The sequence below is a fragment of the Mitsuaria sp. TWR114 genome, assembly GCF_007997345.1.
Genome location: NZ_VOSR01001127.1, coordinates 1 through 623, shown reverse-complemented (window position 1 = coordinate 623; position 623 = coordinate 1). Strand labels below are relative to the sequence as shown.

2 protein-coding genes are annotated in these 623 nt (G+C 66.0%); both read left to right on the top strand.

Going from position 1 to position 623, the window contains the following annotated elements; translation table 11 throughout:
- On the top strand, nt 1-298 hold a 298-nt coding region (locus FUT87_RS28090), incomplete at its 5' end, for a M20/M25/M40 family metallo-hydrolase (RefSeq protein WP_147243079.1).
- A gap of 102 nt (nt 299-400) precedes the next feature.
- Nucleotides 401-623, top strand: a 223-nt coding sequence (locus FUT87_RS28085) for a DUF2946 family protein (RefSeq protein ID WP_186830824.1), incomplete at its 3' end; no start/stop codon positions are given.

The window sequence follows — 623 nt, the reverse complement described above, 5'->3', positions numbered from 1 at the left end:
CCTGGGCCTGTCCGGCGGCGTGGACTCGTCGGTGGCGGCGGCGCTGATCCACCGCGCGATCGGCGACCAACTGACGTTGATCTTCGGCGAGCCGATTCCCACCTCTGGCACGCCGCTGTACACCGATGTCCGTCTGTATGGTGAGCACGGCGTTCCTGCGGCGATCTATGGTGCGGGTCCGCGCACGGTGCTGGAGTCGCATGCCAAGCGTGCGGACGAGCGGGTCGAGCTGTCGGATCTTCGTCGTGCGACGAAGGTGGTTGCCCGCACCTTGCTGGACCTGCTCCAGAAGCGCTGACCGCCGCCTCCCGGCCCCCGCCATGCTCGCGCGCTCGGTCCTAGAATCCCCCGCGTCATGCGTCTCCGATTTCCCTCTGCTTCTGTCCGCTGGATGGCCGTCTTGGTCTTCTGGTTGGCGGCGGTATTGCCTGCAGGCTCGATGGCGGCGCAGGCGTTGAGCGGAGAGTTGGCGCCATGGACGCAGATTTGCCGATCCAGCGTGGTGGGTCCGCGGGCTGCCGAGTTGCGTGAGGGTTTGGCGGGCAGTGGTGTGGAAGATCAGGATCACGTGCTGTTCCAGCACTGTGCGTTCTGTCATTTGCATCAGGATGCGTTGCCGCTGC